The organism is Epilithonimonas sp. UC225_85 (genome assembly GCF_042695135.1).
Classification (GTDB): domain Bacteria; phylum Bacteroidota; class Bacteroidia; order Flavobacteriales; family Weeksellaceae; genus Epilithonimonas.
Window position 1 is genome coordinate 3483078 of the sequence record NZ_CP170547.1, and the last position, 24362, is coordinate 3507439.

22 protein-coding genes are annotated in these 24362 nt (G+C 36.6%); 14 read left to right on the plus strand and 8 right to left on the minus strand.

What is annotated here, in order from left to right:
• Positions 1 to 30 precede the first annotated feature (30 nt).
• The 3 genes from ACFJGY_RS15880 to rimM all read left to right on the plus strand — a co-directional run bounded on the left by ACFJGY_RS15880 (position 31) and on the right by rimM (position 2910).
• Positions 31 to 1323, plus strand: coding sequence for a cryptochrome/photolyase family protein (locus tag ACFJGY_RS15880; protein WP_379965861.1), 1293 nt, complete (start codon positions 31 to 33; stop codon positions 1321 to 1323).
• A gap of 347 nt (positions 1324 to 1670) precedes the next feature.
• The gene (locus ACFJGY_RS15885; RefSeq protein WP_379965864.1) at positions 1671 to 2288 is read left to right on the plus strand and encodes a 30S ribosomal protein S16; all 618 of its coding nucleotides are present in this window, start codon (positions 1671 to 1673) and stop codon (positions 2286 to 2288) included.
• A gap of 79 nt (positions 2289 to 2367) precedes the next feature.
• A complete protein-coding gene (rimM, locus tag ACFJGY_RS15890; RefSeq protein ID WP_379965867.1) occupies positions 2368 to 2910 on the plus strand; it encodes a ribosome maturation factor RimM in 543 nt (180 codons plus the stop codon).
• Positions 2911 to 2917: 7 nt separating this feature from the next.
• Here rimM and ACFJGY_RS15895 read toward each other — a convergent pair whose 3' ends face one another.
• On the minus strand, positions 2918 to 3856 hold the full coding sequence (locus ACFJGY_RS15895) for an XRE family transcriptional regulator (protein ID WP_379965870.1): 939 nt from the start codon (positions 3854 to 3856) through the stop codon (positions 2918 to 2920).
• A gap of 101 nt (positions 3857 to 3957) precedes the next feature.
• Here ACFJGY_RS15895 and ACFJGY_RS15900 point away from each other — a divergent pair, with 101 nt between their 5' ends.
• The 8 genes from ACFJGY_RS15900 (at position 3958) to ACFJGY_RS15935 (ending at position 12722) form a co-directional block, all read left to right on the plus strand.
• Positions 3958 to 4557 (plus strand): CDP-alcohol phosphatidyltransferase family protein, encoded by a 600-nt coding sequence (locus ACFJGY_RS15900; RefSeq protein ID WP_379965873.1) that lies wholly within the window; start codon positions 3958 to 3960, stop codon positions 4555 to 4557.
• Between the two features lie 170 nt (positions 4558 to 4727).
• Positions 4728 to 6176 (plus strand): asparagine--tRNA ligase, encoded by a 1449-nt coding sequence (asnS, locus tag ACFJGY_RS15905; RefSeq protein WP_379965876.1) that lies wholly within the window; start codon positions 4728 to 4730, stop codon positions 6174 to 6176.
• Positions 6177 to 6335: 159 nt separating this feature from the next.
• Complete coding sequence (rpoN, locus tag ACFJGY_RS15910; protein WP_379965879.1) at positions 6336 to 7802, plus strand: RNA polymerase factor sigma-54; 1467 nt, start codon at positions 6336 to 6338, stop codon at positions 7800 to 7802.
• 190 nt (positions 7803 to 7992) lie between these two features.
• Complete coding sequence (locus ACFJGY_RS15915) at positions 7993 to 8652, plus strand: succinate dehydrogenase cytochrome b subunit (RefSeq protein WP_379965882.1); 660 nt, start codon at positions 7993 to 7995, stop codon at positions 8650 to 8652.
• A gap of 14 nt (positions 8653 to 8666) precedes the next feature.
• The gene (locus ACFJGY_RS15920) at positions 8667 to 10676 is read left to right on the plus strand and encodes a fumarate reductase/succinate dehydrogenase flavoprotein subunit (protein ID WP_379965885.1); all 2010 of its coding nucleotides are present in this window, start codon (positions 8667 to 8669) and stop codon (positions 10674 to 10676) included.
• 9 nt (positions 10677 to 10685) lie between these two features.
• Entirely contained in the window at positions 10686 to 11273 is a 588-nt protein-coding gene (locus ACFJGY_RS15925; protein ID WP_379965888.1) for a hypothetical protein, read from the plus strand.
• 2 nt (positions 11274 to 11275) lie between these two features.
• Positions 11276 to 11926 (plus strand): hypothetical protein, encoded by a 651-nt coding sequence (locus tag ACFJGY_RS15930; RefSeq protein ID WP_379965891.1) that lies wholly within the window; start codon positions 11276 to 11278, stop codon positions 11924 to 11926.
• Between the two features lie 22 nt (positions 11927 to 11948).
• Positions 11949 to 12722, plus strand: coding sequence for a succinate dehydrogenase/fumarate reductase iron-sulfur subunit (locus ACFJGY_RS15935; protein WP_133945466.1), 774 nt, complete (start codon positions 11949 to 11951; stop codon positions 12720 to 12722).
• Between the two features lie 381 nt (positions 12723 to 13103).
• On the opposite strand, the gene ACFJGY_RS15940 is transcribed toward ACFJGY_RS15935, so the two are convergent.
• From ACFJGY_RS15940 to ACFJGY_RS15955, 4 genes are all read right to left on the minus strand, one after another.
• Positions 13104 to 13325, minus strand: a complete 222-nt coding sequence (locus tag ACFJGY_RS15940; protein ID WP_379970220.1) for a PspC family transcriptional regulator — start codon at positions 13323 to 13325, stop codon at positions 13104 to 13106.
• Positions 13326 to 13355: 30 nt separating this feature from the next.
• On the minus strand, positions 13356 to 14624 hold the full coding sequence (locus ACFJGY_RS15945; RefSeq protein ID WP_379965894.1) for a DUF2851 family protein: 1269 nt from the start codon (positions 14622 to 14624) through the stop codon (positions 13356 to 13358).
• A 428-nt stretch (positions 14625 to 15052) separates the two neighbouring features.
• Positions 15053 to 16213 carry an N-acetyl-alpha-D-glucosaminyl L-malate synthase BshA gene (gene bshA / locus ACFJGY_RS15950; RefSeq protein ID WP_379965897.1) on the minus strand — a complete coding sequence of 387 codons (1161 nt, stop codon included), beginning with the start codon at positions 16211 to 16213 and terminating at the stop codon, positions 15053 to 15055.
• 71 nt (positions 16214 to 16284) lie between these two features.
• On the minus strand, positions 16285 to 18036 hold the full coding sequence (locus ACFJGY_RS15955; RefSeq protein WP_379965900.1) for a glycoside hydrolase family 3 protein: 1752 nt from the start codon (positions 18034 to 18036) through the stop codon (positions 16285 to 16287).
• Positions 18037 to 18151: 115 nt separating this feature from the next.
• Here ACFJGY_RS15955 and ACFJGY_RS15960 point away from each other — a divergent pair, with 115 nt between their 5' ends.
• Both ACFJGY_RS15960 and ACFJGY_RS15965 read left to right on the plus strand, forming a co-directional pair.
• Positions 18152 to 18682, plus strand: coding sequence for a hypothetical protein (locus tag ACFJGY_RS15960; protein WP_379965903.1), 531 nt, complete (start codon positions 18152 to 18154; stop codon positions 18680 to 18682).
• 143 nt (positions 18683 to 18825) lie between these two features.
• Positions 18826 to 19461 carry a peroxiredoxin gene (locus ACFJGY_RS15965; protein WP_379965906.1) on the plus strand — a complete coding sequence of 212 codons (636 nt, stop codon included), beginning with the start codon at positions 18826 to 18828 and terminating at the stop codon, positions 19459 to 19461.
• Between the two features lie 68 nt (positions 19462 to 19529).
• On the opposite strand, the gene ACFJGY_RS15970 is transcribed toward ACFJGY_RS15965, so the two are convergent.
• Genes ACFJGY_RS15970 through ACFJGY_RS15980 form a run of 3 tightly spaced genes read right to left on the minus strand, consistent with a single transcriptional unit; the run spans position 19530 to position 22298 of the window.
• A complete protein-coding gene (locus ACFJGY_RS15970) occupies positions 19530 to 20291 on the minus strand; it encodes a hypothetical protein (protein WP_379965909.1) in 762 nt (253 codons plus the stop codon).
• 14 nt (positions 20292 to 20305) lie between these two features.
• On the minus strand, positions 20306 to 21388 hold the full coding sequence (locus tag ACFJGY_RS15975; RefSeq protein WP_379965912.1) for a PorV/PorQ family protein: 1083 nt from the start codon (positions 21386 to 21388) through the stop codon (positions 20306 to 20308).
• 10 nt (positions 21389 to 21398) lie between these two features.
• Positions 21399 to 22298, minus strand: a complete 900-nt coding sequence (locus ACFJGY_RS15980; RefSeq protein WP_379965915.1) for a DMT family transporter — start codon at positions 22296 to 22298, stop codon at positions 21399 to 21401.
• A gap of 292 nt (positions 22299 to 22590) precedes the next feature.
• Here ACFJGY_RS15980 and ACFJGY_RS15985 point away from each other — a divergent pair, with 292 nt between their 5' ends.
• A complete protein-coding gene (locus tag ACFJGY_RS15985; protein ID WP_379965918.1) occupies positions 22591 to 24219 on the plus strand; it encodes an acyl-CoA carboxylase subunit beta in 1629 nt (542 codons plus the stop codon).
• Positions 24220 to 24362 lie beyond the last annotated feature (143 nt).

Here is a 24362-nt window from a genome sequence, read left to right on the forward strand (position 1 = left end):
GCAAGTTCTTTATTTATCTTAATTTTCAAAATGGAAAAAATTTCAATTTTCTGGTTTCGCAGAGATCTTCGTCTGGAAGATAATCAAGGTTTATCAGAAGCTTTGAAGTCTGATGAGAAAGTGATTCCGATTTTTATTTTTGATAAAGAAATCCTGGATCATCTCGAAGATAAATATGACCGACGAGTAGATTACATTCATCAGGCTCTTGAAAAAATCAATACAGAACTAAAAGAATACGGAACAACTCTTTTGACATTCTATGGAAAACCTTTGGAAATTTTCAAGCAATTACAAAAGGATTATGATGTAAAATCTGTCTATTGCAATCGGGATTATGAACCGTCGGCTATCAAAAGAGATACAGAAGTAAAGGACTTTCTCACTTCTAAGAACATCGATTTTATTGACTTTAAGGATCAGGTAATCTTTGAAAAAAATGACATAACAAAAGATAACGGAGAACCTTACACCGTTTACACACCTTTCTCTAAAAAGTGGAAAAAACTTTTGACTGGAAATGATTACGCTTCAGTTAAAATCAATAAAAATCAGTTTCAAAAATTGCCTCATAAAAAGATTTTAGGCCTAAAAGAAATCGGATTTGAGAAAACAGATTTTGATTTTGAAGAACCAACTTTGGAATCAAAAATTATTGACGATTATGATAAAAAACGGGACTTTCCAGCTTTGGATGCAACGACGCATTTGGGAATTGCGCTGAGGTTTGGAACAATCTCAGTTCGGAAATGTGTGAAATTTGCCTTAAATCACAATGAAACCTGGCTGAATGAACTGATCTGGCGGGAATTTTTTATGCAGATTCTTTTTCATTTTCCAAAAGTTGTCAATTATTGTTTTAAAGAGAAATACGAAAACATCCCGTGGCGAAATAATGAAGCTGAATTTGAAAAATGGTGCAAAGGTGAAACGGGTTACCCAATTGTAGATGCAGGAATGCGCCAATTAAACCAAACCGGAAGAATGCACAACAGAATCCGAATGGTAACTGCGAGTTTTCTCACAAAACATCTTCTGATAGACTGGCGGTGGGGCGAAGCTTATTTTGCAAAGAAACTTTTGGATTACGATCTGTCTGCCAACAACGGAAACTGGCAATGGGCAGCAGGTTGCGGTTGCGATGCAGCACCATATTTCCGGGTTTTCAATCCGGATGAACAGACGAAGAAATTTGATAAAGATTTAAAATACATCCGAAAATGGAATCCTGATTTTGAAAAAGATATTCTTGATAATAGAATTGTGGAGCATAAATTTGCGAGGGAAAGAGCTTTGGCAACTTATAAGAAAGGACTTAATTAACTCGGACACTTCGACTCCGCTCAGTGTGACACCTCTAATAATAAACGAATATCGAAAACATCACATCTTATTATCTCAAATCCCATAGCCCTGATTGCAGTGGAAATACTTTTTTGCTTGGACTTCTAGAGCCTCAGCCCGACAAAACTTGTGGCAAAAAAGATTGCAGCGAAAAGCAGGTTCCCGGCTTCTAAAAATTGGTTTGAGAGTTTTTGGGTTTGAAAGTGGAAGAATTTTTATTTTCAAATTGGCAAATTATTAGATTTTCAAATTGTTACATTAAAATATTTTTCTATCTTTGCACACTTAATATTTAACCGGGACGTGTTCCCAAAATTTTAAAATTTATGTCAGTAAAAATCAGATTACAAAGACACGGATCAAAAGGGAAACCTTTTTTCCACATCGTGGTTGCAGATTCCAGAGCTAGAAGAGATGGTAGATTCATCGAAAAACTAGGTATCTATAACCCAATTACTAACCCTGCTACAATAGAACTAAACGTAGATTCTGCTGTACAATGGTTGAACAACGGTGCACAGCCAACTGACACTGCAAGAGCTATCCTTTCTTACAAAGGGGCGTTGTACAAAAAACACCTTCAGGGTGGAGTTGCTAAAGGTGCTTTCGACGAAGCTGAAGCTGAGAAGAGATTCGCTGCTTGGGTGGAAGGTAAAGAAGCAAAAGTACAAGGTAAAGTTGAAGGTTTGACAAAAGCTCAGGCTGACGCTAAAAAAGCGGCATTGGAAGCTGAAGCTAAAGTAAACCAAGCAAGAGTAGATGCTGCTCAAAAAGTTTTGGATGATGCAAAAGCTGAAGAAGAGGCAAAACTTGCTGAAGCTAAAGCTGCTGAGGAAGCTGCAAACGCTCCTGCCGAAGTAGAAGCAACTGAAGAAGCTACGGCTGAGACAACTGAAGAGACTCCTGCTGCTGAAGCAGAAGGAACTGAAGAAACTCAGGCTTAATTCTTTACAAAAAGATACAATCTCAAAGACACGATACTCTCGTGTCTTTGTTGTTTAATAAAATTTACCACAGGAAATAATGAGAAAAGAAGACTGCTATTTTTTAGGAACCATTACCAGAACACACGGACTGCAAGGGAATGTGATCCTGAAACTTGATACAGACCAACCGGAAATGTACGACAAACTGACATCCATTTTCTTAGAAATTAATGGTTTGCTAGTTCCTTTTTTTGTTGAAAAACAGCAGTGGCAGAGAGGTGATACGAAAATCCTTACTTTCAAAAACTCTTCTGAAGCGTTGGTAAACCAATCCATTGGAAAAGGCGTTTATCTTCCGCTTTCTACTCTACCTCCACTGACTGGGAAAAAATTCTATTATCACGAAGTTATTGGTTTTGAAATCCGTGAAGAAGACGGAAAATCTTGCGGAAATATCGTTTCCATCAATGATATGACGGCGCAGAATTATTTTATCCTGAATCTTGCCGGAAAAGAAATCATTATCCCAATTATTAAAGACTGGATTCTGGAAGTAAATCGTGAAGAGAAATTCATCAAAATGTTTTTACCGGAAGGTTTGATGGATGTTTTCCTGATTCCTTCGAAAAAAGATGAATAGACGGATTTTAAATCTCTTCTGTGAGCGACAATCTAAGCTTATCTATCTTCTGATACATTCTATTGAAGAATAATTTCCGGTCTCTATTTCCGGCTGTGTTCAGAGATTTACAATTCTTGATCTGATGCTCAAAATAATTCAGAGTTTCTTTGCACGTTTTTGAATCATTCAGCAACAGATATCCAAACATATTACAAGGTATTATCAACGCAGATTGCTCACCATTGTCGATAAAAATATCATTGGAAAGATGAACCAATTCGTTCTGATAGATCTTAAAACGAGAGTCATTTTCCGTTTTACTTTCTATGTACCGAATCAATTCTTCCAGTTCTTCTAAAATCAATACAGCATCTTGTTTGCTTAGCAATCCAATTTCTGAGTAAAAAGAAACCTGCAAGAGAATGCTGGAAATGGTCATATCATTCCACAATTCGGTTACATTTTGTTTTTCGTAAATCTCACGCAGAAGTTTTGTTTTGGAACTGAATGGTTCCGGCTTAAAATCCTGAAACGGCATAAAAACCTGCCTGGAATTGAGCAGATTCATCCAGACATAGATTTTAAATCTTGATAAAGGCGTGTCGGATAAAGTATAAAAAAACGGAATATCCTTCGCCGAATAATAAATGACAGAAGTTTCCGAAAAATTGAATGAACCCAGAATATCAAGAGAATTTTCAAAAAAGGAATAGAGATCTTCTGTTCTGTTAACTGCTTTGGTTTTCTTTACAAGAAGATTCCCGTCATTTTTCACAAACTGATCCAAAGAAATATTATAGAATTCTGAAAGGATAAGACTTTCTTCCAAAGAAAATTTGGATTTCAGAGACGTTCTTCTATGAGCCGCATCATAACTGATATTGAGAACATTGGCGATCTCGTCGTTCAGAGATTTGTCTCCAATCCTGCTTCTGATCTGTTTCAATAAAAGTTCCTGATACATTTTTGCGATTTTCACAAATTTAGAAAAAATATTAATTCTTTTCCGCATTGAGAAATTCTGGTTTAGGAAATAATTTTGGTTTGTAATTAAAATCAAATATTATGAAAAACATTCCATACATTTTAATAACGGTAAGATTTCTTCTCGCACCAATTATTTTCCTTTTGGCATATTTTGAAATCGAAAACTCTCCGATTTTAGTTTTAATTCTAATGTACTTCGGATTACTCACCGATATTTTTGATGGTATCATTGCCCGAAAAGTTGGTGTTTCTTCAGAAAAACTGAGGCGATTGGACAGCCAAACGGATTTGGTGTTTTGGTTGTCGATTGGTTTCGCGACTTATTTTCTGAATCCGGAAATCATTCAAGAACACTGGAAAAGTATTTCTTTAATTTTCGGAATGGAAGCTTTGTGCTACATTATCAGTCTTTGGAAATTCGGAAAAGAAACTTGCACGCACGCTTGGCTTTCCAAATTTTGGGGATTGAGTTTGCTGATAGCTTTCACTTATCTCATTGGATTTTCGGAAGCTGGCTGGGCATTTTATATTTGTGTGATTCTGGGTTTCATTTCGCATTTTGATGTTATTTTGATTATTCTGATTTTACCGAAATGGCATTTTGATGTTCCGAGCTCCTTCCACGCCTGGAAAATCCGGAACGGAAAAATCTTGAAAAAATCGGTTTTTTTGAATTAAATAATCATAATTAGAAGAAAGAAACGGTGTAAATATTACACCGTTTTTTCGTAAATTTGCACTCACTAATTTTTGATAATGAAACACTAAAAGACAAAACTTTCTCTTTTATGAGAATAATAAAGTCGTAAAGTGTTCCATCTGACCTTTGAAAAATATATAAATTACAGATGAAACGACAGACAATTAAAGACCTATTAGCAGATTACAAAAAAGTATTGCATCACGACATTACCGTTCAGGGTTGGGTTCGGGCTTTCCGTTCCAATCGTTTTATCGCGCTGAATGATGGTTCTACGATTAATAATCTGCAGATCGTGGTTGATTTTGAAAGTTTTGATGAAGAAACCATCAAGAAAATCAACACGGCTTCGTCTTTGAAAATTGTAGGTGAAGTAGTGGAAAGCCAAGGTGCTGGACAAACGGTGGAAATCATTGCGAAAAAAATCACGATTCTGGGTGACAATTTCTTTGATGAATTGCAATCAACGATTCTTCAGCCAAAGAAACACAGCTTGGAAAAATTGCGTGAGCAGGCGCATTTGAGATTTAGAACCAATGTTTTTGGGGCGGTTTTCAGAATCCGTCACTCGGTAAGTTTTGCGATTCACTCTTTCTTTAATCAAAATCAATTTTTCTACATCAACACGCCGATTATCACAGGAGCTGATGCAGAAGGTGCCGGCGAAATGTTTGGTGTAACTAATTTTAACCTTAATAATATGCCTAAAACCGAAGAAGGAGAAATTGATTTTTCTCAGGACTTTTTCGGAAAGAAAACCAACTTGACCGTTTCTGGCCAGCTTGAAGGCGAAACTGCAGCGATGGGATTGGGAAGAATTTACACTTTCGGACCTACTTTCCGTGCAGAAAATTCTAACACAACGCGTCACTTAGCTGAGTTTTGGATGATTGAACCCGAAGTGGCGTTCAACAATCTTGAGAATAACATTGACCTTGCTGAGGATTTTTTGAAATATGTGATTCAATACGTTTTGGATAACTGCAAAGACGATTTGGAGTTCCTTGATAAACGTTTTGAAGAAGAGCAAAAATCAAAACCGGAAAAAGACAGAGCAAAAGAAGGCTTGATTGAGAAACTTCAAAACGTGGTTGCGAAGCGTTTCAAAAGAGTTTCTTACACGGAAGCGATTGAGATTTTATTAAATTCCAAAGAAAATAAAAAAGGCAAATTCCAATATCCGATTGAGAAATGGGGAACAGATTTGCAGTCTGAGCACGAAAGATATTTGGTAGAGAAACATTTTGAAACGCCAGTTGTTCTTTTCGATTATCCAAAAGAAATCAAGGCTTTCTATATGAAACTGAATGACGATGGAAAAACTGTTGCCGCAATGGATGTTCTTTTCCCAGGAATCGGCGAAATTATCGGAGGTTCTGAAAGAGAAGCCAGACACGACGTTCTTCTTGAGAAAATGAAAGATTTCGGCGTTGACGAGCACGAACTTTGGTGGTATCTTGATACCAGAAAATTCGGTTCTGTTCCGCACGCAGGATTTGGTTTAGGTCTTGAAAGATTGGTACTTTTTGTAACCGGAATGACAAATATCAGAGATGTGATTCCTTTCCCGAGAACGCCGAAAAATGCAGAATTTTAAAAGCAATTCTCTAAATTAAAAACAAAAAAACCTTCAGAAAAATCTGAAGGTTTTTTGTTAACTTTTATTAACTCATCAAAAATCGTGCTAAACTTATTGTTTTTTGAAAATTATTTTTTAACTTCGTAAAGTTGATAATAATTGACAAACTCAAAAATTATGCTAAAGCAAAATCTACAACTTAGACTCGGACAGAAACTCGCTCCACAACAGATTCAACTGATGAAATTGATACAACTTCACACTTTGGAATTTGAAGAAGAACTTGAAAGAGAGCTTGAGGAAAATCCGGCTTTGGAAAAAGTAAACGAGGAAGAAAGCAAAGAAGACGATTACACAGCCGCCGAAGAAGCTTATGAAAATGAAGGTACGGAAAGCATAGAAACGGATTTTGATGTTAACGATTACCTTTATGATGATGAGCCAAGTTATAAAACTGCCAGCAGCAACTATTCTGCAGACGATGAAGAATTTGACAACCAGTCACTTTTGACTGAGGGACAAACGCTTTATGATTATCTTCTTGAGCAAATCCGCCTGTCCAGTGTAGATGAAGAAGACCTTAAAATCTGCGAATATATTATTGGAAACCTAGACACAGATGGTTATCTGAGAAGAGAAATAAAATCTATTGTTGATGATCTGGCGTTTTCGCAAGGCATTTATACAACAACAGAAAAAGTAACCGATATTCTTGAAAATTATGTTCAAAAACTGGACCCACCGGGCGTTGGTGCAAGAGATCTTAGAGAATGTCTCTTACTTCAAATCGAGAAAAAAGTGAGTTCAAATCCTGTTGTAATTTTGGCAGGAAATATTTTGAGAAATCAATTTGATGCGCTTGCTAACAAACATTACAACAAAATTCTTCAAAAATATGATATAGAAGAAGAAGATTTGAAAGAGGCATTGGACGAAATTGCACGGTTGTCTCCAAAAGTTGGCGGTAATTTTGACACTCAGACCATCACTATCAATCAGGAAATCATTCCGGATTTTGTACTTCAGGTAAAAGACAATCAGGTAATTCCGACATTGAATAACAAAAACGCTCCTTCTCTTCGTGTTTCAGATGAATATAAAGAGATTTTAACGACTTATTCTCACGATAAAAAATCTGCAGAACATAAGCAGGCTGCACTTTTCATCAAGCAAAAGCTGGATGCTGCAAAATGGTATATCGACGCCATCAACCAAAGACAAAACACACTTTTGCAAACCATTACTGCGATTGTGAAACTTCAAAAAGATTATTTCATTTCCGGGGATGAGAAAAATATCCGGCCAATGATCCTGAAAGATGTTGCCGATATTACCGGTTTCGATATTTCTACAATCTCAAGAGTTGTGAAAAGCAAATATGCCGACACGCCAAACGGAATCGTTTATTTGAAAAACTTATTCTCAGATTCATTAACGAATGATGACGGCGAGGAGGTTTCTACAAAAGAAATAAAACAACACCTGCAGGAAGCTATTGGTAAGGAAAATAAAAGAAAACCCTACACAGACGATGCGCTTGTAGGAATTCTAAAAGAAAAAGGCTACAACATCGCCAGAAGAACGATTGCAAAATACCGCGAACAGCTGAACATTCCGGTTGCAAGATTGAGAAAAGAATTATAACAGACAGAATCCCGAATTAATTTCGGGATTTTTCTTTTTAGTTAATAAAGATTATCAAATTTTGAAATATAATTAACATTCAATTAAAGTTATTTAGAAAGATTACAAACTGTATTTTTCTGACATTTCTCAATGTTACTTCACTCAACTATTTTCTAAATTTGTGGAAATTCAAATAACAAACAGAATTATGGCAGGGATTACGTCTTCTATAGGCAGAAAATATGCTATGGCACTTTCAGCAATGTTCTTGCTGATTTTTTTGGTGATGCATTTGTCCACCAATTTAATTTCAATTTTCAGTGAAGATAATTTCAACGCAGCTTCGCATTTCATGGGATATAATCCGGCAGTTCAGTTTCTGATGCAGCCGATTTTGATCTTCGCAGTTGTATTCCATTTTGTAATGGGATTTGTACTGGAAGTAAGAAACAACAGTGCGAGACCGGTGAAATATGCAATGAACCAAGGTTCGGCTAATTCTACCTGGATGTCCAGAAATATGATCATTTCAGGCGCTGTAATCTTAGCATTTATAGCATTACACTTTTACGATTTTTGGTTTCCTGAGATCAGCTACAAGTATATCCAAGGAAATAATCCCGATGAAATAAGATATTGGGAAGAATTGCATCATAAATTCCACGATCTGTGGAGAGTTGTACTTTATGTGATTGCATTCGTATTGTTAGGTCTCCACTTAGCTCACGGATTCCAGTCTTCTTTCCAGTCAATTGGAGCAAGACATCCTAAATACACACCTTTTATTAAGGCTTTTGGAAACTGGTATTCTGTACTTATTCCACTAGGATTTATCATCATCGCAATTTATCATTTCGTTACTCAATAATAATAAAATAAATTATGGGTTTAGATTCAAAAATTCCTGCTGGTCCACTTAAGGACAAATGGAAAAATCATAAAGATCACATGAACCTGGTTGCACCAAACAACCGGGACAAAATAGATATCATCATTGTTGGGACAGGATTAGCCGGCGGTTCTGCTGCTGCGACTCTTGCCGAGCAAGGTTATAATGTAAAGGCATTTTGCTATCAGGATTCTCCAAGAAGAGCACACTCTATTGCTGCGCAAGGCGGTATCAATGCTGCCAAGAATTATCAAGGCGACGGAGATTCAACATACAGATTATTCTACGATACGATCAAAGGTGGAGATTACCGTGCAAGAGAAGCTAACGTTTACAGATTAGCAGAAGTTTCTGCTAATATCATCGACCAATGTGTGGCGCAAGGCGTTCCATTCGGAAGAGAATATGGCGGACAATTGGACAACCGTTCATTTGGCGGTGTTCAGGTAAAAAGAACTTTTTATGCAAAAGGCCAAACTGGACAACAATTGTTATTAGGAGCCTATTCTGCAATGAGCCGTCAGATCGGTAAAGGTAGAATCCAGATGTTCAATCGTCACGAGATGCTAGACTTAGTAATTGTAGATGGAAAAGCAAGAGGAATCATCGCAAGAAATCTTGTAACGGGAGAAATCGAAAAACATTCTGCTCATGCAGTAGTCATTGCTTCCGGAGGTTATGGAAACGTCTATTTCCTTTCGACAAATGCAATGGGATCCAACGTTTCTGCAGCCTGGAAAATTCATAAAAAAGGGGCATATTTTGCAAATCCTTGTTATGTACAGATACACCCGACTTGTATTCCTGTTCACGGAACTCAGCAGTCTAAATTAACCTTGATGTCAGAATCTCTTAGAAACTCAGGAAGAATCTGGGTTCCTAAAAACATTGAAGATTCTGTTGCCATCAGAGAAGGAAAACTGAGACCAGAAAATATCGCAGAAGAAAACAGAGATTACTACCTAGAAAGACGATATCCTGCATTTGGAAACCTGGTTCCTAGGGACGTTGCTTCCAGAGCTGGAAAAGAGCGTTGTGATGCCGGATATGGAATCGAAAATAATGACACAAAAGAAGGCGTTTATCTGGATTTCTCAACAGAGATCATGAAAAAAGGTAAAGAAGCCGCTATAGAAAAACACATTCATAATCCTACAGATCAGCAGATTTACGATCTTGGAAAGGCTTGGATCGAGGAAAAATACGGTAACTTGTTCGTAATGTATGAGAAAATTACTGCAGACGATCCTTATAAAACGCCGATGAAAATTTACCCTGCAGTTCATTACACAATGGGTGGGGTTTGGGTTGATTATAATCTTCAGTCTACAATTCCGGGATGTTTTGTAATAGGTGAAGCTAACTTCTCAGATCACGGCGCCAACAGACTTGGAGCTTCTGCATTGATGCAAGGTTTGGGAGACGGTTATTTCGTTTTACCATACACGATTGCAGATTATCTTTCTGCAGATATCAGAACTGGAAAAATCTCTACAGATACTCCGGAATTCAACGAAGCTGAAAAGGAAATTAAAGAAAAGATCAATTTCTTCTTAACCAATAAAGGAACGCACACAGTCGATCATTTCCACAAACAATTAGGTCACATTATGTGGAACAAAGTGGGAATGGGAAGAACGCCTGAAGGTCTTAGAGAAGCGATCAAAGAAATCGAAGAAGTAAGAAACAACTTCTGGAAAGATGTAAGAGTTCCTGGTGATTCTGACAATATGAATCCGGAATTGGAAAAAGCTTTTCGAGTAGCAGATTTCTTAGAATTAGGACAATTGATGGCGATAGATGCGCTGAACAGAAATGAATCTTGTGGAGGACATTTCCGTGAAGATCACGCAACACCGGAAGGTGAAGCAGAACGTGACGATGTGAATTACAAATACGTTGCAGCTTGGGAATACAAAGGTATGGACATCAATCAATCTATTGTTCACAAAGAAGATCTTGTGTACGAGAATATTGAAGTCAAAGCAAGAAGTTACAAATAAACTAAAACCATGAAAAGCATCATTTTTAAAATTGGAGCAATCATATTTGCAGGAAGCGTATTAACCAGCTGTGCACTTAGCAATTCCATAGAAAAGATTAATTATCAACCAGCTTATACTGTAGAAAAAACAGTAACTTCTGCTAGCGGTGTCAAAGTAGAACCTATGAAAGATGAACGAGGTTATACTGATGAAAAAGTTATCTTCTACAAAAAGAATATGTACAATCAGACTATGTCTGGTGCATATTTGGCAGAAGAACCTGTTCCGCAATTATTAACCAAAGCTATCAGTTCCGGATTGGTTAAAAAAGGAATTAATATTACAGGAACTACAAACAAAACCTTGAAATCGAGCCTTCAAAAATTTGATTATGAAGCAGTTTCAGGATTTTCATCTGTTCAGTTGATACCTCAAATCACGGTAAAATTCCAACTTATTGATGAAAATAATAAGATTGTATGGACAGATATACTAGTAGGAAAAGCGAATACAAAGGGTGCGAATTTTTCAAAATTTTTGCCTCCTGCGATTGATAATCTTGTAGTACAGCTCATCAATAACGAAAGCTTTTTGCAAGCGCTTGAAGGTAATTAAGAATGAAGAAATTAATTTTATTATTGATTGTTTTACCAACCATTTCTTTTTCTCAAAAGTTAGATCTTGGAGTTGACTTTGGTTATGGTTTTTCAAACATTGTCAATTCTAAAGTAACAGAAGGAAGAGCTGTAATAGGTTCTGCTATGTGGAAACCAAATTATGGTTTGTCGGCAGTTTATTACTTCAAAAATCCAAATATTGCAATATCTTCTGCTGTAAAAATTGAATATAAGAGAACAGAAAAAGGTTCGGTAAGTGAAGATTTTTCTACTAATAAATATCAGTTTGATGTCAATTCCATCAATCTGCAATACAGAATCGCAGGAGGAATTGGTAATGGATTAAGGTTTTACGGAGATTTGGGTCTCGGATTTAATACGTTTGATAATAATTCAACCTATTATTTTGGAGACAAAGAACCCAAATTGGCCTTTAACAATTTAAATGAAAACTTGGATTTAAAAAAATCAGAAACCAATTTTATTTTTGGTGTAGGATTAGAAAAGTCTATCTATAAAAATGAAATATTTGCTTCTATTGGAGCAATAGGAGAAGCTGGAATCAATAAAATTGCTCCATCTTCTTACCGCACTCAAGGCCTCGGTTTTACGTGTGGTATTAAATATGAATTTGATTTAAAAAATGATTAAAATCCTCTCAAATTATTAAATTATGAGTGCAAAAAAAGGCTTAAATCTTACGCTGAAAATTTGGAGACAAAAAAATAATAAAACAAAAGGTCAGTTCGAAAGCTATAAACTGTCCGATGTTTCCACGGATTCTTCATTCCTGGAAATGTTGGATATCCTGAACGAGCAGTTGATCAACAACGGACAAGATCCAGTTGCCTTCGATCACGACTGTCGCGAGGGAATCTGCGGAATGTGTTCACTTTACATCAACGGTAGAGCGCATGGACCAGATACAGGAATTACGACTTGCCAGTTGCATATGCGCCATTTCAAAGATGGCGAAACTATCCACATCGAACCTTGGAGAAGTGCTGCTTTTCCGGTAATTAAGGATTTGGTGGTTGACAGAAGTGCTTTTGACAGAGTAATGGCTGCAGGTGGATTCGTTTCTGTGAATACTTCCGGAAATACTTTGGATGCCAACGCGATTTTGGTTCCGAAAGAAGACGCTGACAAAGCGATGGATGCTGCGGCGTGTATCGGTTGTGGCGCTTGTGTTGCTTCTTGTAAAAACGGTTCTGCAATGCTGTTCGTTGGCGCAAAAGTATCTCAGTTCGCATTGTTACCTCAAGGCCGTGTAGAAGCTACAAGAAGAGTTCTGAATATGGTAAAAGCAATGGACGAAGAAGGGTTTGGAAACTGTTCCAATACTGGCGCTTGTGAAGTAGAATGTCCGAAAGGAATCTCTCTCGAGAACATCGCAAGAATGAACAGAGAATATGCATCTGCAAACTTAAAAACTGCAAATCCATAATTAGAAATTAGATTTTAGAAGTTAGATATTAGACTTCTTTCAAAATACAAATCCGGTTGAGTTTTCAATCGGATTTTTTCATTTAGAAATGATTTGGGCAGCTATATCCGTCTTCCGTTCCCAAACTCGACGAAGTCAATCTTTTTTACAGAGAATTGCCATCTAAATAGAACTTGATTACATGCAAAAAAGGATTTCCACTCAAGCCGGGCTGCGGGATTCTGCATAAAACAACATTTGTCTATAAACACAACGCTTGTCATTGACTTCGTCGAATCTGCGATTTCCGTAGGAACCTAAACTTAGCTGTTGAGATTCCTACGGAATGACAATATTACATTGTATTAAAATCTGCAAAATTTGCTAAATCTGCGAGAAAAATCACAAATCAAAAACGCTTGGTCTTTTCGTTACAATACAATCTTTTACCCAAAGCATAAAAGCCAATCCTAAATAAAACAAAAAGAAAACTCCCGCCGTTGCAAACGTGGAATAAATAAAGAAAACACGCAATTTCGAAACAGGAATTCCAAGTTTGTGTCCATATCTGGTTAGGACGCCAAACCACTCTTTTTCCATTTTATGGCGAAGATTGTTTATGATTATTGGCTCTTTCATTTCAAAATATTTACTTTAATCCTGACTCTTCAACAACTGAAAACCGATACTGCAATTTAAACATTTTTTCTGAGTACAGAATATTTTATACTGGTAAAGAAAAGCCTGTGTCTGTAAAGCATTGGAAAATTTCATACCCACATTTTTCCATTCATCCAAAACCGAATTTTTCTCAGGTTTCAGCTGCCTGTAAAAATCAAAAATATCATCTACAATTTCAGGATTATGATTCTTCTGATAAAAATATTTGATGGGTAGAATCGCATTAATTATAATTAAATCGATGAAATCTTTGCTCAATAATTTTTGGCCTTCAACTGGAGAAATTTTCCCGAAATTAAAATGATTATCCCAATATTCCGAAGCAGAAATATCTTCAAAAATCAAATACAAATCATCAATCATTTTCGCTTCAATGATTTTCGAAAAGAGATTTGGCTGAGAATGATAAAGATTCACCAATTGCGAAAGTCGAATCGTAGGGAAATTTGGCGGCCGAAGCTTTGAGAATTTCGGAGCGATTCTGACTTCATTAATATTAAATTTAATCGTCAGAAAATCAAATTCGCGTTTCCAGATTGTCATCATTTCATCTTTTGGCTCACCAAGGAAATTACAAATCCCGAATAATAAAGCTTCCAACTGAACTCTATTTTGCTTGATTTTTTGAATAACGGAAAAGTCCAGACTTTCGGCTAACTGCAGAAAAATCTCAGCATTAACTTTCAATCCAAAAGTATAAGCCAATTGCTGAAACAAAACCGCTTCATAATTATTTTGATTTTTCTTTAATGACGATTCCAAAGATTCAGATTTGGAATCTAACTTTTTGAGCAAAACTTCTTCTTCAAAAAATAATGGGATTTTATTCTTATTAAATAGCTTTTCGCAAGGAACAAACGAATGTTCCTCCCTCAGTTTCTGATGTTTCTGAATCAAAGTTTCATCAATATAATCTCTGAGTTCCAAGGTCAGAATCTGCTGATTTTCCAATTCAGGGATTTCGCAATCATTAATGTAAACGGCATGAAGAATCAGATTTCCGAACTCGGGATTTCCGGAATGGTTGTGGAAAAACCAATCGGAAGCTTTTGTATGAATCTCGATGTTTCCGGCGAAAATGATGTTGTCAATTTTAATTTTAGCAAATAGAAAATCCGGTCCCGAATTCTTGTTCCATTCGCCAAAGTTTAAGATTTCAATATTTTTCCCATCAGTGGAAACAAAATCGAAGTGTCGGAATTTTTTAAAATTCCAGAGATATTGTAATATTTCTTCATTCATTTGTGTGTTTTGATTTTCGTTAAACAAAAACCCTTTCAAAGTTCGTGACTTCGAAAGGGTTAAGTTATAAAAATTTTGGAAATTTCTAATTATTTTTGACAATAATTAGATTGTCCATTACTCAATTAGTTATTTTTTTAACGTCTAGTTTGTCATTGACTTCGTCGAATCTGCGATTTCCGTAGGAATCTCGACAGCTAAGTTTAGGTTCCTACGGAAATCGCAGATTCGACGAAGTCAATGACAAGCGTTGTGTTTATAGACAACTGTTGTTTGTATGCTGAATCTGCAGCCCGACTTGAACGGAAATCCTTTTTTGCTTCTACTCAATTTCTATTTAAACTGAAATCGTCTGCAAAAAAGATTGACTTCGTCGAACCACTCCTTTAGGTTTGGGAGTGGAAGGCAAAAAAGCTGCCCACATTATTTTAATTCCCAGCGTCAATCAATTTCGCTTCTTCAAACTTTGCAATCGTCGTTTCGTACATTTCTATGTAGATCGGAAGGATATTTTTGAGGTCAAATTTCATTGCCTGCGCTTTCGCATTCTTTTTCATTTCGGCAAGAAGTTCTTCATTACTCAAAAGTTTGATGCAGTAATTGGACATCGCTTCCACATTTCCGATTTCAGCCAAGAAACCAGTTTCACCTTGGATATTAACTTCCGGGATTCCACCAGCATTACTACTGATTACAGGTGTTTTTGCCGCCATCGCCTCCAGAGCCGCCAATCCGAAACTTTCCTGCTCCGATGGTAAAAGAAAGACGTCGGAAAGCTGTAAAATTCTATACAAATCATTCACTTTTCCGAGTAATTTGATTTTCCCAATCAGGTCGGGATTTTCTTCCAGAAACTGGTTGATTTTTTCCATTTCCGGTCCTTCACCAATAATAATCAGCTTTGATTTCACTTTTCGATTGACATTCTTAAAAATCTCCAAAACATCCTGAATTCTCTTTACAGGACGGAGATTTGAAACGTGAATCAGAATTTTCTCATCGTCGCTCGCAAACTGTTCTCTTTGGCAAGTTTTGCAATCTTCATCAAAAACAGAATTATCAATAAAATTGGTAATCACCTGAATCTCTTTCTGAATATTGAAGAACTGAAGTGTATCTTTTTTCAGACTTTCGGAGACAGAAGTTATTGTATCACTTTGATTGATAGAGAATTCGACAGCGTGTTTGTAACTCGGATGTTGACCAACCAAGGTAATATCCGTCCCGTGAAGCGTGGTTACTAACGGCACATCTTTGTGTTCCGCCTTCAGCATTTGTTTTGCCGTGAACGCCGCATAAGCATACGGAATCGCATAATGCGCGTGCAAAATATCCAATTTGTAAAGATTGACAACGCGATAAATCATCGATGACAACGCGATATCATAAGGCTGATATTGGAAGAGCGGATAGGTTTGAACATTCACTTTATGAAAGAAAATGTTCGGGTTGGTAACGTCCAAACGTGCTGGCAGTGCAGAACTAATGAAATGAACTTCATAGCCTTTATTGGCCAGGCTCATTCCTAATTCTGTTGCTACAATACCGCTTCCGCCGTAAGTCGGGTAACAAAGTATACCTATTTTCATTTTTTTTGTACAATGTATTATGTAAAAAGTATAATGACTGCAATTCTATGCGCCCAAAATACCCGTCAAATTTACTCAATTACGACCTTAGAATTTTTCGTTTCCGAACTATTTTTTCTATCAGTTTGATTGGTTGGAGTTTTTGCATCAACATCGATTCCCATTCCGTATTTCAGGTTGTCATTTACTAAAACCGGAAGTCTTCCCCAGATCTTAGTTTGACCGAGAATTCCGTTTGCTGTTGCCTTCATTGCATCGTCATTATTCTCGTAAGAAACAAGAACTGTGGAAACTTTTGAAATATCAATATCTTTCAAAGCATATGGACTTCCGAAAACATCCAGAATTACATTTTGATTTTGGCTGAATTCTGATAATATTTTCTTGCTTGTATCCGAAATTTTATAAGGTTTGTAAGCCGTAGAATTATCTTTGTGAAAACCAACAATCACTTTTGAATTGGCAGGAATTGATGTGATTTCGGAAGCTTTTTTAAGAATAATTGTCGTTCCTGTATTTAATTGATTGAGGAAAGTTTCATAACCTGCTTCTTCCAACGGAACATAATAGTAAGTTTCTTTGCAATCAAGCGGCAATAATTTTTTATCGTCCTTAATTAAAGTTAAAGCATTGGAATACATTTTCTGAACGATTTCGGAATGGGGGGCGTTGTTCAGATCATCAGCAACGTTTTCTGGATTGATGTTGGAATATTGATTAAGACCGAGAAAATATTTGGTTAAAAGAATTTTCTTCACACTCTCTTCTACTCGACTTTGCGGAATTTTTCCATTTTCAATTCCTTTTAAAATTAAACTTTTTCCTGTTGCAACATCCTGTGAAAAAAGCATCAAATCATTTCCAGCCTCAAAAGCTAATGCATCCAATTCTCCCGCTTTGAATTTGTTGGCAACAGCGCCCATATTCAGCGCATCCGTAATAATCAATCCTTTGTAACCATATTTTTCTTTGAGAAGACCCGTTACTATTTTTTTAGAAATAGAAGCGGGAATTCCTTTTTCATTTTCCAGACTCGGAACGTAAAGATGCGCTACCATCACACCGCCAATTCCTTTATTCATTAATGCTTTGAAAGGTGCTAATTCAATTTTTTCCAATCGGTCCATATTATGAGAAACAACGGGAAGATCCAGGTGTGAATCCTTATTCGTATCGCCGTGACCCGGGAAATGTTTGATGGCAGCCAGAATTTTATTATCCTGCAAACCGTTGGAATAGGCCAAAGCAGAATTCACGACATTATTAACATCAGAACCGAAACTTCTGTTGCCGATAATTGGATTATTCGGGTTGGTATTGACATCCACAACGGGCGCAAAATCCCAATTGATCCCCATTCTTTTGCAGTCTTCGGCAATTTTGGACGACATCTCGTAGATCAGATTCTTGTCCTGGATTGCTCCAAGTGTAATTGCCCAAGGATATTTGTGCGCTTTTGCAATTCTTTGGAAAAGTCCCCATTCTGCATCCATACCGATCATAAGCGGGACTTTTGATTTAGACTGGAATTCGTTTACCAAATTGATTTCTCTCGCGGCATCATCCTGCATCAGAATCAAACCTCCGATTTTATCATTGGTAATGATATTTCTGATTTGATTGATGTGCGCCTCGTCCTTATTGGTATAAAGTGCCACAATAAAAAGCTGACCAAGTTTCTCATCCTGGGAAAGAGAATTGTAAGTTTTGTCAACCCACTCATTTGCCTTTTTAAGATCGCTGGAAGATATATTTTTAGGCTGATATTGGCAATACAAAAACTGCGAAATAAGAATTATAAAAAACAGGCTTAACCTTTTCATTTTTTTGATATCTAAATTTTAGAAAACTTTCCATAAAGATATTAATTCCGCTTTAAATGGCTATTTTTATGGTCTGTTATTTGTAATTAAAATTATAACGTAAATAATTAAACCTATGAAAAAGTTCCTTCCCCTTTTATTATTACTGATTTCCAGTATATTTATCCTTAGCTGTAAAGATGATGACGATGATTATGTAGATAACGATACATATTCTGCTGTATATGATTTAACTGTTAATATGACTTATGATGTAAATTCCCAGCAAGCAACATACAATCAGGCATTTAACAGACCTATGTTTGACAGCGACGTTGTATTGGTATACAGACAAACCGGTACAGATAATGGTAATACAGTTTGGCAGCCGTTGCCACAAACTCTTTACAACATTACTGCAGGTAACACGACAAACAATGAATTGGATTATACTTTTGACTTCACAAAGAATGATTTTCAACTGTACGCAAGTGGAACATACAATTTAACTTTGACACCAAGTTATATTACAGGACAAAGATTCAGAATTGTTTTGGTTCCTGCAGATTTTGGTAAAAATGCTAATTCTGTAGATCCAAAAACTTTATCTTACGAAGAAGTTATCAAGAAATATAACATTGATGATACTAAAGTAAAAACTTTATAATCAATTTATAATATTAAAGTTACAACCATTTCGAAATTTCGGAGTGGTTTTTTTATTAGCTGAAATAATTAATACCAAATTAGTATGAATTGATTTTTTTATTTATTAAATTTGTTATCCATTAATCAAAAAAATATAATAATATGTCTATTAAACTTGGTGATACTGCTCCGGATTTTGATGCAGAAAGCAGTCTTGGAAAACTTAATTTTTATGAATATCTTGGTGATTCCTGGGGGATTTTATTTTCTCATCCCGCAGATTACACGCCTGTTTGCACTACAGAGCTGGGAAAAACATCAGAACTGAAACCGGAATTTGATAAAAGGAATACAAAAGTCCTTGCTTTGAGTGTTGACGGAATAGACAATCACAAAGGCTGGATCTCCGACATCAACGAAACTCAAAATACAGAAGTCGAATTCCCAATCATTGCAGATCAGGACAAAAAAGTGTCTGAATTATACGATTTCATCCACCCGAATGCCAGCGCATCTTTAACTGTAAGATCTTTGTTGATTATCGATCCGAACAAAAAAGTAAGATTGATCATCACTTATCCGGCATCAACGGGAAGAAATTTCACCGAGATCTTAAGAGTTTTGGATTCTCTCCAATTGGTTGACGGCTATGGTGTTGCAACACCGGTTGACTGGAAAGACGGTGATGATGTCATAGTTCCCGCAACACTTTCGCAGGAAGACGCTGAGAAAAAATTTACCAAAGGTGTAAAAGTTGTAAAACCTTATTTGCGATATACACCTCAGCCCAATAAATAAATGATTAAAACAAAAAATGGTCGGAACTGCTTCTGACCATTTTATTTTAATGAATATAGTTACTTAAACTAATTTGCAGTAAAAATATCTTTTGAGAATTCGCCGTTGCTTTTAGGCATTTCTATTACAATATTTCCATTTTCGTAATATCCGATTGTAGATTCGCCAGAGCCTAACTTTACTCGGAAAACACCATTTTGAGTGGTGGATTTAAATGTAGCAAACGGGAAAGAACTTTTTCCATCTACCAAAATAAATTGACTTTCATCGATTTGAACCTTTTGCAGAGTCAAATTCCCTCTCGTATATTTTTGAGCCGTCTGAGTTTGAGAAACGACTTCTGTCGTTGGTGTTCTTTCTGATGACTTATTTGATTCCTGAGATTTGGCATCTGTAAGTTTTTCGGTTACAGTGCTTGGATTAGAAACAGGGATCTGAACCAGAGCCCGCTTCAAAGCATCCTGAAATCCCGGTTCATATTCTTTGATTGTACTTACTCCTTTTTGGATTAGGATCACCTGATTATTACAATCTTTGAACTGTAAAATGACTTTATTTCTGAACATACTTTTATCATCCAGGATTTCAGCATTCACCACTTTACAAGGATTTACAAGTGCATCAGATGGCCATTGGGTTTTATTTTCAGATAATATTGTGTATTTTTTTCCTTTCAAAGATTTTTCCAGAATTACGTTCAAATCATAAGATCTGTTTTCTTTAAAATCATTGAATTCTGAAGGAATCAGGACGTACTTGTAATCAGATAAATTTTGAGACTTTATTAATACAATAAAAATTATTGATAAAAATATTGAAAACTTTTTCATAATGAGAATATATTTTAATTCCTAAAACCTTCCATATCAAGTTTCAAAGAAAAGAAATTAGAATAGAAGTTAGAGCCTCCGATCCCGGAATTGGTAATAGCGTAATCCAAAGTTAAACCTTTATATTTAATACCAATTCCAGCACTTGGCTGGAAAGACACTTTTCTTTTGAGATCCTCTATATCAGAAAGGGTTTGAAATCTGTTGAAACCTAATCGGACGAAAATCATATCCTGAAAGATCAATTCTCCACCGGCATAAGGCGTTATACTTGCAAAATCCGTGGAAACCAAAGCTGCTGTTTTAGCAAAATCGATATTGACTCCAGCTTCCGGCAGCAATTTCAGATCTCTGTTGAATTCATAAGTTTTGCTGACTCCCAGATTAAGTTTTGGCATAGTGATCTCCATCTTGTCTGTAGGAGCGGGATTGAATTCTTCACCATTCACCACTGCTGATAATTCTTTTTGATTGATGGTCCAGAAGTTAACCGTAGTTGTGGCATCTCTCAGCATAAATCCATAGTTCCAATCTGTATCTGTGTGATAAATTCCGCCAACGTCAAATCCGAAACCGTAACCGCTCGCAAATTTACCCACATTTCGATAGACCACTTTTGCAGTTGCCCCGATATCTAATTTTTGATTTCCGTTTGGATGAAAAGCATAAGAAAACAGAGCCGCATAATCTGCGGTAGAAAAAGAACTTATTTTATCGTAATCTATATTACCTTCGGAATCAATTAATTGAGTAGTATTAAGAATATTATCAACGCCTAATCTTACTAATGAAACGGCGAAAACACCATTACCATAATCCAAAGGTTTTGCGTAAGCGATATAATCATATTTGGCAATGGATTCAAAATATTCTGCGTGCATTGCTGCAACCTGCCAGTCTCGGTCTATTTTCATCAAACCTGCGGGATTCCACATCGGAGAATAGACATCATCCTGATTAGAAACCACGGCTCCGCCCATTGCGAGACCTCTTGCGCCGGCACCGATATTCAGGAACTCATTAGAGTATTTTCTGATGATCTGTGCATCAGAAAACTGGGTTAAAATAATCAGTAAAAAAAATAAAATTCTTTTCATTAATAAGTGTTTACAGAGGTTTAGATTCTGTAATAAGCTCTTCTTTTTTCCTTCTCGATTTTATAATTCCGTTAACAACAATTGATGCGATCATTACGAAAGAAGCGCCATAAAAAACAGGACTCATATGCTCTGATGCTCCAAAGATAAAAAAAGCCAGGATAATCCCGTAAACCGGTTCCAGATTTACTGTCAGAATCAATGTAAAAGGCGAAATGAATTTCATCAGTTTCACGCTTTCAAACATTGGATAAGCTGTAAAGACAGAAGCCAGCAATAATACTAACGCAATATCGGTATAACTTATTTCGCTGACGGAAGAAATTTGTCCTGTAAAAAGAAAAAATAAACTAATAATGAACCATCCGCCTGCGATCTCATAAAAAATAATATTTCCGGAACTGGTTTTCCCAAACATTTTTCCATTCAGCACAGAAAATATTGTCCCGAAAAGCGCGCACAAAATTCCGTAGATGATTCCTTCCTTATATTTTAGTTCTGCATTGAAGATTAGAGAAATACAGATCACAATGATAATTCCGATAACGACTTCTGCCCAATCCGGCTTCCTTCTGAAGACCAAAGGTTCTATCAAGGCTGCGAATAAGGTTGACAGTGAAAGACATGATAAGGCGATGGAAACATTGGAAACCTTGATAGATTGGAAGAAAAACAGCCAGTGAAAAGCCATTACACTTCCGATCCCAATTAATTTAAGCAGTAAATTTTTTGGGACTTTGATGCTGTCCTTTTTTATTAATCTTAAATATAAATAAAGAAAAACGGCAGCAAATAACATTCTGTAAAAAACCAGAACCTGAGCTTCTGCCAATATCAATTTTCCTAAAATTGCCGTGAATCCCCATAAAAAAACGATAAAATGTAACCTCAGCAAATAAGAATTCTTCATTGGAAATATTGATTTTCAGTCTGCAAAATTAGGATAAATATTACAGATTTTAAGTCTAAAAAGAATATTAGGAAGCATTCTTGTAAATAAAAAATCCGCATAATTGGATTATACGGATCTTTTAATAAGAACTTATTAAAAATAACATAAACTAACTAAAAATTTATTTCATTTAGACATATAACGTAAAGAAGCAAATTATATTTTATTATAGTTAATAAAAGCAAGAATTATGATTTCTACTTTGTGATTATTTAAAATATTTTATCTTTAGAGCCAAAGAAAAATCAAAATGGATTTAGAATTCAATAAAAGAGAAGATATCAATAAACTGAAATATTCTGAAATAAAAAAGACCTTGTCAAAGATCAAATTGGGAGGCGGAGAAAAATCCCTTCAAAAACAACGCGATCAGGGAAAAATGACCGTCAGAGAAAGGTTGGAATATCTTTTTGATAAAAATTCTGATTCCATAGAAATTGGTGCTTTTGCCGGTTACGAAATGTATGAGGAGTACGGCGGATGTCCTGCCGGCGGCGTTGTCGTAATGATGGGATATGTTTCCGGAAGGCAATGCATCGTGGTTGCGAATGACGCTACGGTAAAAGCAGGCGCCTGGTTTCCGATCACAGGAAAGAAAAATCTGCGTGCTCAGGAAATTGCGATGGAAAACCGTTTGCCTATCATTTATTTAGTTGATTCGGCGGGCGTTTTTTTGCCGATGCAGGATGAGATCTTCCCGGATAAAGAAATGTTCGGCAGGATTTTCAGGAACAATGCGAAGATGAGTTCATCTGGTATCGTTCAGATCTCGGCCATTATGGGAAGCTGTGTTGCAGGTGGCGCTTACCTCCCGATTATGAGTGACGAAGCGATGATCGTGGACAAAACAGGTAGTATTTTCCTTGCTGGAAGTTATCTTGTGAAAGCAGCCATCGGAGAAAATATTGATAATGAAACACTCGGAGGTGCAACAACACACTGCGAAATATCAGGCGTGACAGATTACAAAGCCAAAGACGACAAAGATGCTCTTGACAGGATCAAAAATATTATGAAATCTCTCGGAGATTTTGATAAAGCCGGATTCGACAGAATCGAAAGTGCTCCACCGAAAGAAAACCCCGATAATATTTTCGGAGTAATGCCGGCGATCAGGTCTGAACAATATGATACACTGGAGATTATCAAATGTCTTGTCGACAATTCAGAATATGAGGAATACAAACCGGATTACGGTAAAACCATCATCTGCTGCACGGCAAGAGTCGATGGGTGGAGTGTAGGAATTGTCGCCAATCAAAGGAAACTGGTAAAAAGCGGCAAAGGCGAGATGCAGTTTGGAGGTGTGATCTATTCCGATTCTGCGGATAAAGCGACAAGATTTATCGCCAATTGTAATCAGAGAAAAATTCCGTTGGTTTTCCTTCAGGACGTAACGGGGTTTATGGTTGGTTCTAAATCTGAGCAAGGCGGCATCATAAAAGACGGTGCAAAAATGGTAAATGCGGTCTCAAATTCAGTTGTTCCGAAATTTACTATCATTACGGGAAATTCTTATGGTGCAGGCAATTACGCCATGTGCGGAAAAGCCTATGATCCGAGGCTGATTGTTGCCTGGCCTTGGGCAGAACTCGCTGTAATGGGCGGTTCGCAAGCGGGAAAAGTGCTTCTTCAGATCCAGGAATCGGCACTTAAAAAGCAAGGAAAAGTGATTACGGATGAAGACAGAAAAGAACTTTTGGACAGAATTTTAAAAGATTATACATGCCAGACACAGCCAACTTATGCCGCTGCAAGGCTTTGGACAGATGCGATCATCAATCCTGTGGATACCAGAAAATGGATCAGTATGGGAATTGAGGCCGCCAATCATTCGCCGATTACGGAGAAATTTAACCTTGGGGTAATTCAGGTTTGAGCCCAGACGAAATACGATTAATTTAATATCAATAAAAACCTGCGCAGTCATTTACCCGTCACTGCGCAGTGAAGCATCGATAGCTGCGCACTGACAACACGATAACTACGCACTCGCAGAATCACACCTGCTTATCAAAAAAA

Bases quoted from the DNA above. Each gene is read 5' to 3' on its own strand.
- ACFJGY_RS15960 (WP_379965903.1), top strand. From the start codon at position 18,152: ATGAAAAAGTTCCTTCCCCTTTTATTATTACTGATTTCCAGTATATTT.
- ACFJGY_RS15965 (WP_379965906.1), top strand. From the start codon at position 18,826: ATGTCTATTAAACTTGGTGATACTGCTCCGGATTTTGATGCAGAAAGC.
- ACFJGY_RS15900 (WP_379965873.1), top strand. From the start codon at position 3,958: ATGAAAAACATTCCATACATTTTAATAACGGTAAGATTTCTTCTCGCA.
- ACFJGY_RS15935 (WP_133945466.1), top strand. From the start codon at position 11,949: ATGAGTGCAAAAAAAGGCTTAAATCTTACGCTGAAAATTTGGAGACAA.
- rimM (WP_379965867.1), top strand. From the start codon at position 2,368: ATGAGAAAAGAAGACTGCTATTTTTTAGGAACCATTACCAGAACACAC.
- ACFJGY_RS15925 (WP_379965888.1), top strand. From the start codon at position 10,686: ATGAAAAGCATCATTTTTAAAATTGGAGCAATCATATTTGCAGGAAGC.
- ACFJGY_RS15980 (WP_379965915.1), bottom strand. From the start codon at position 22,298: ATGAAGAATTCTTATTTGCTGAGGTTACATTTTATCGTTTTTTTATGG.
- ACFJGY_RS15920 (WP_379965885.1), top strand. From the start codon at position 8,667: ATGGGTTTAGATTCAAAAATTCCTGCTGGTCCACTTAAGGACAAATGG.
- ACFJGY_RS15885 (WP_379965864.1), top strand. From the start codon at position 1,671: ATGTCAGTAAAAATCAGATTACAAAGACACGGATCAAAAGGGAAACCT.
- ACFJGY_RS15915 (WP_379965882.1), top strand. From the start codon at position 7,993: ATGGCAGGGATTACGTCTTCTATAGGCAGAAAATATGCTATGGCACTT.
- ACFJGY_RS15975 (WP_379965912.1), bottom strand. From the start codon at position 21,388: ATGAAAAGAATTTTATTTTTTTTACTGATTATTTTAACCCAGTTTTCT.
- rpoN (WP_379965879.1), top strand. From the start codon at position 6,336: ATGCTAAAGCAAAATCTACAACTTAGACTCGGACAGAAACTCGCTCCA.
- ACFJGY_RS15970 (WP_379965909.1), bottom strand. From the start codon at position 20,291: ATGAAAAAGTTTTCAATATTTTTATCAATAATTTTTATTGTATTAATA.
- ACFJGY_RS15930 (WP_379965891.1), top strand. From the start codon at position 11,276: ATGAAGAAATTAATTTTATTATTGATTGTTTTACCAACCATTTCTTTT.
- ACFJGY_RS15945 (WP_379965894.1), bottom strand. From the start codon at position 14,624: ATGAATGAAGAAATATTACAATATCTCTGGAATTTTAAAAAATTCCGA.
- ACFJGY_RS15880 (WP_379965861.1), top strand. From the start codon at position 31: ATGGAAAAAATTTCAATTTTCTGGTTTCGCAGAGATCTTCGTCTGGAA.
- ACFJGY_RS15895 (WP_379965870.1), bottom strand. From the start codon at position 3,856: ATGTATCAGGAACTTTTATTGAAACAGATCAGAAGCAGGATTGGAGAC.
- ACFJGY_RS15985 (WP_379965918.1), top strand. From the start codon at position 22,591: ATGGATTTAGAATTCAATAAAAGAGAAGATATCAATAAACTGAAATAT.
- bshA (WP_379965897.1), bottom strand. From the start codon at position 16,213: ATGAAAATAGGTATACTTTGTTACCCGACTTACGGCGGAAGCGGTATT.
- asnS (WP_379965876.1), top strand. From the start codon at position 4,728: ATGAAACGACAGACAATTAAAGACCTATTAGCAGATTACAAAAAAGTA.
- ACFJGY_RS15955 (WP_379965900.1), bottom strand. From the start codon at position 18,036: ATGAAAAGGTTAAGCCTGTTTTTTATAATTCTTATTTCGCAGTTTTTG.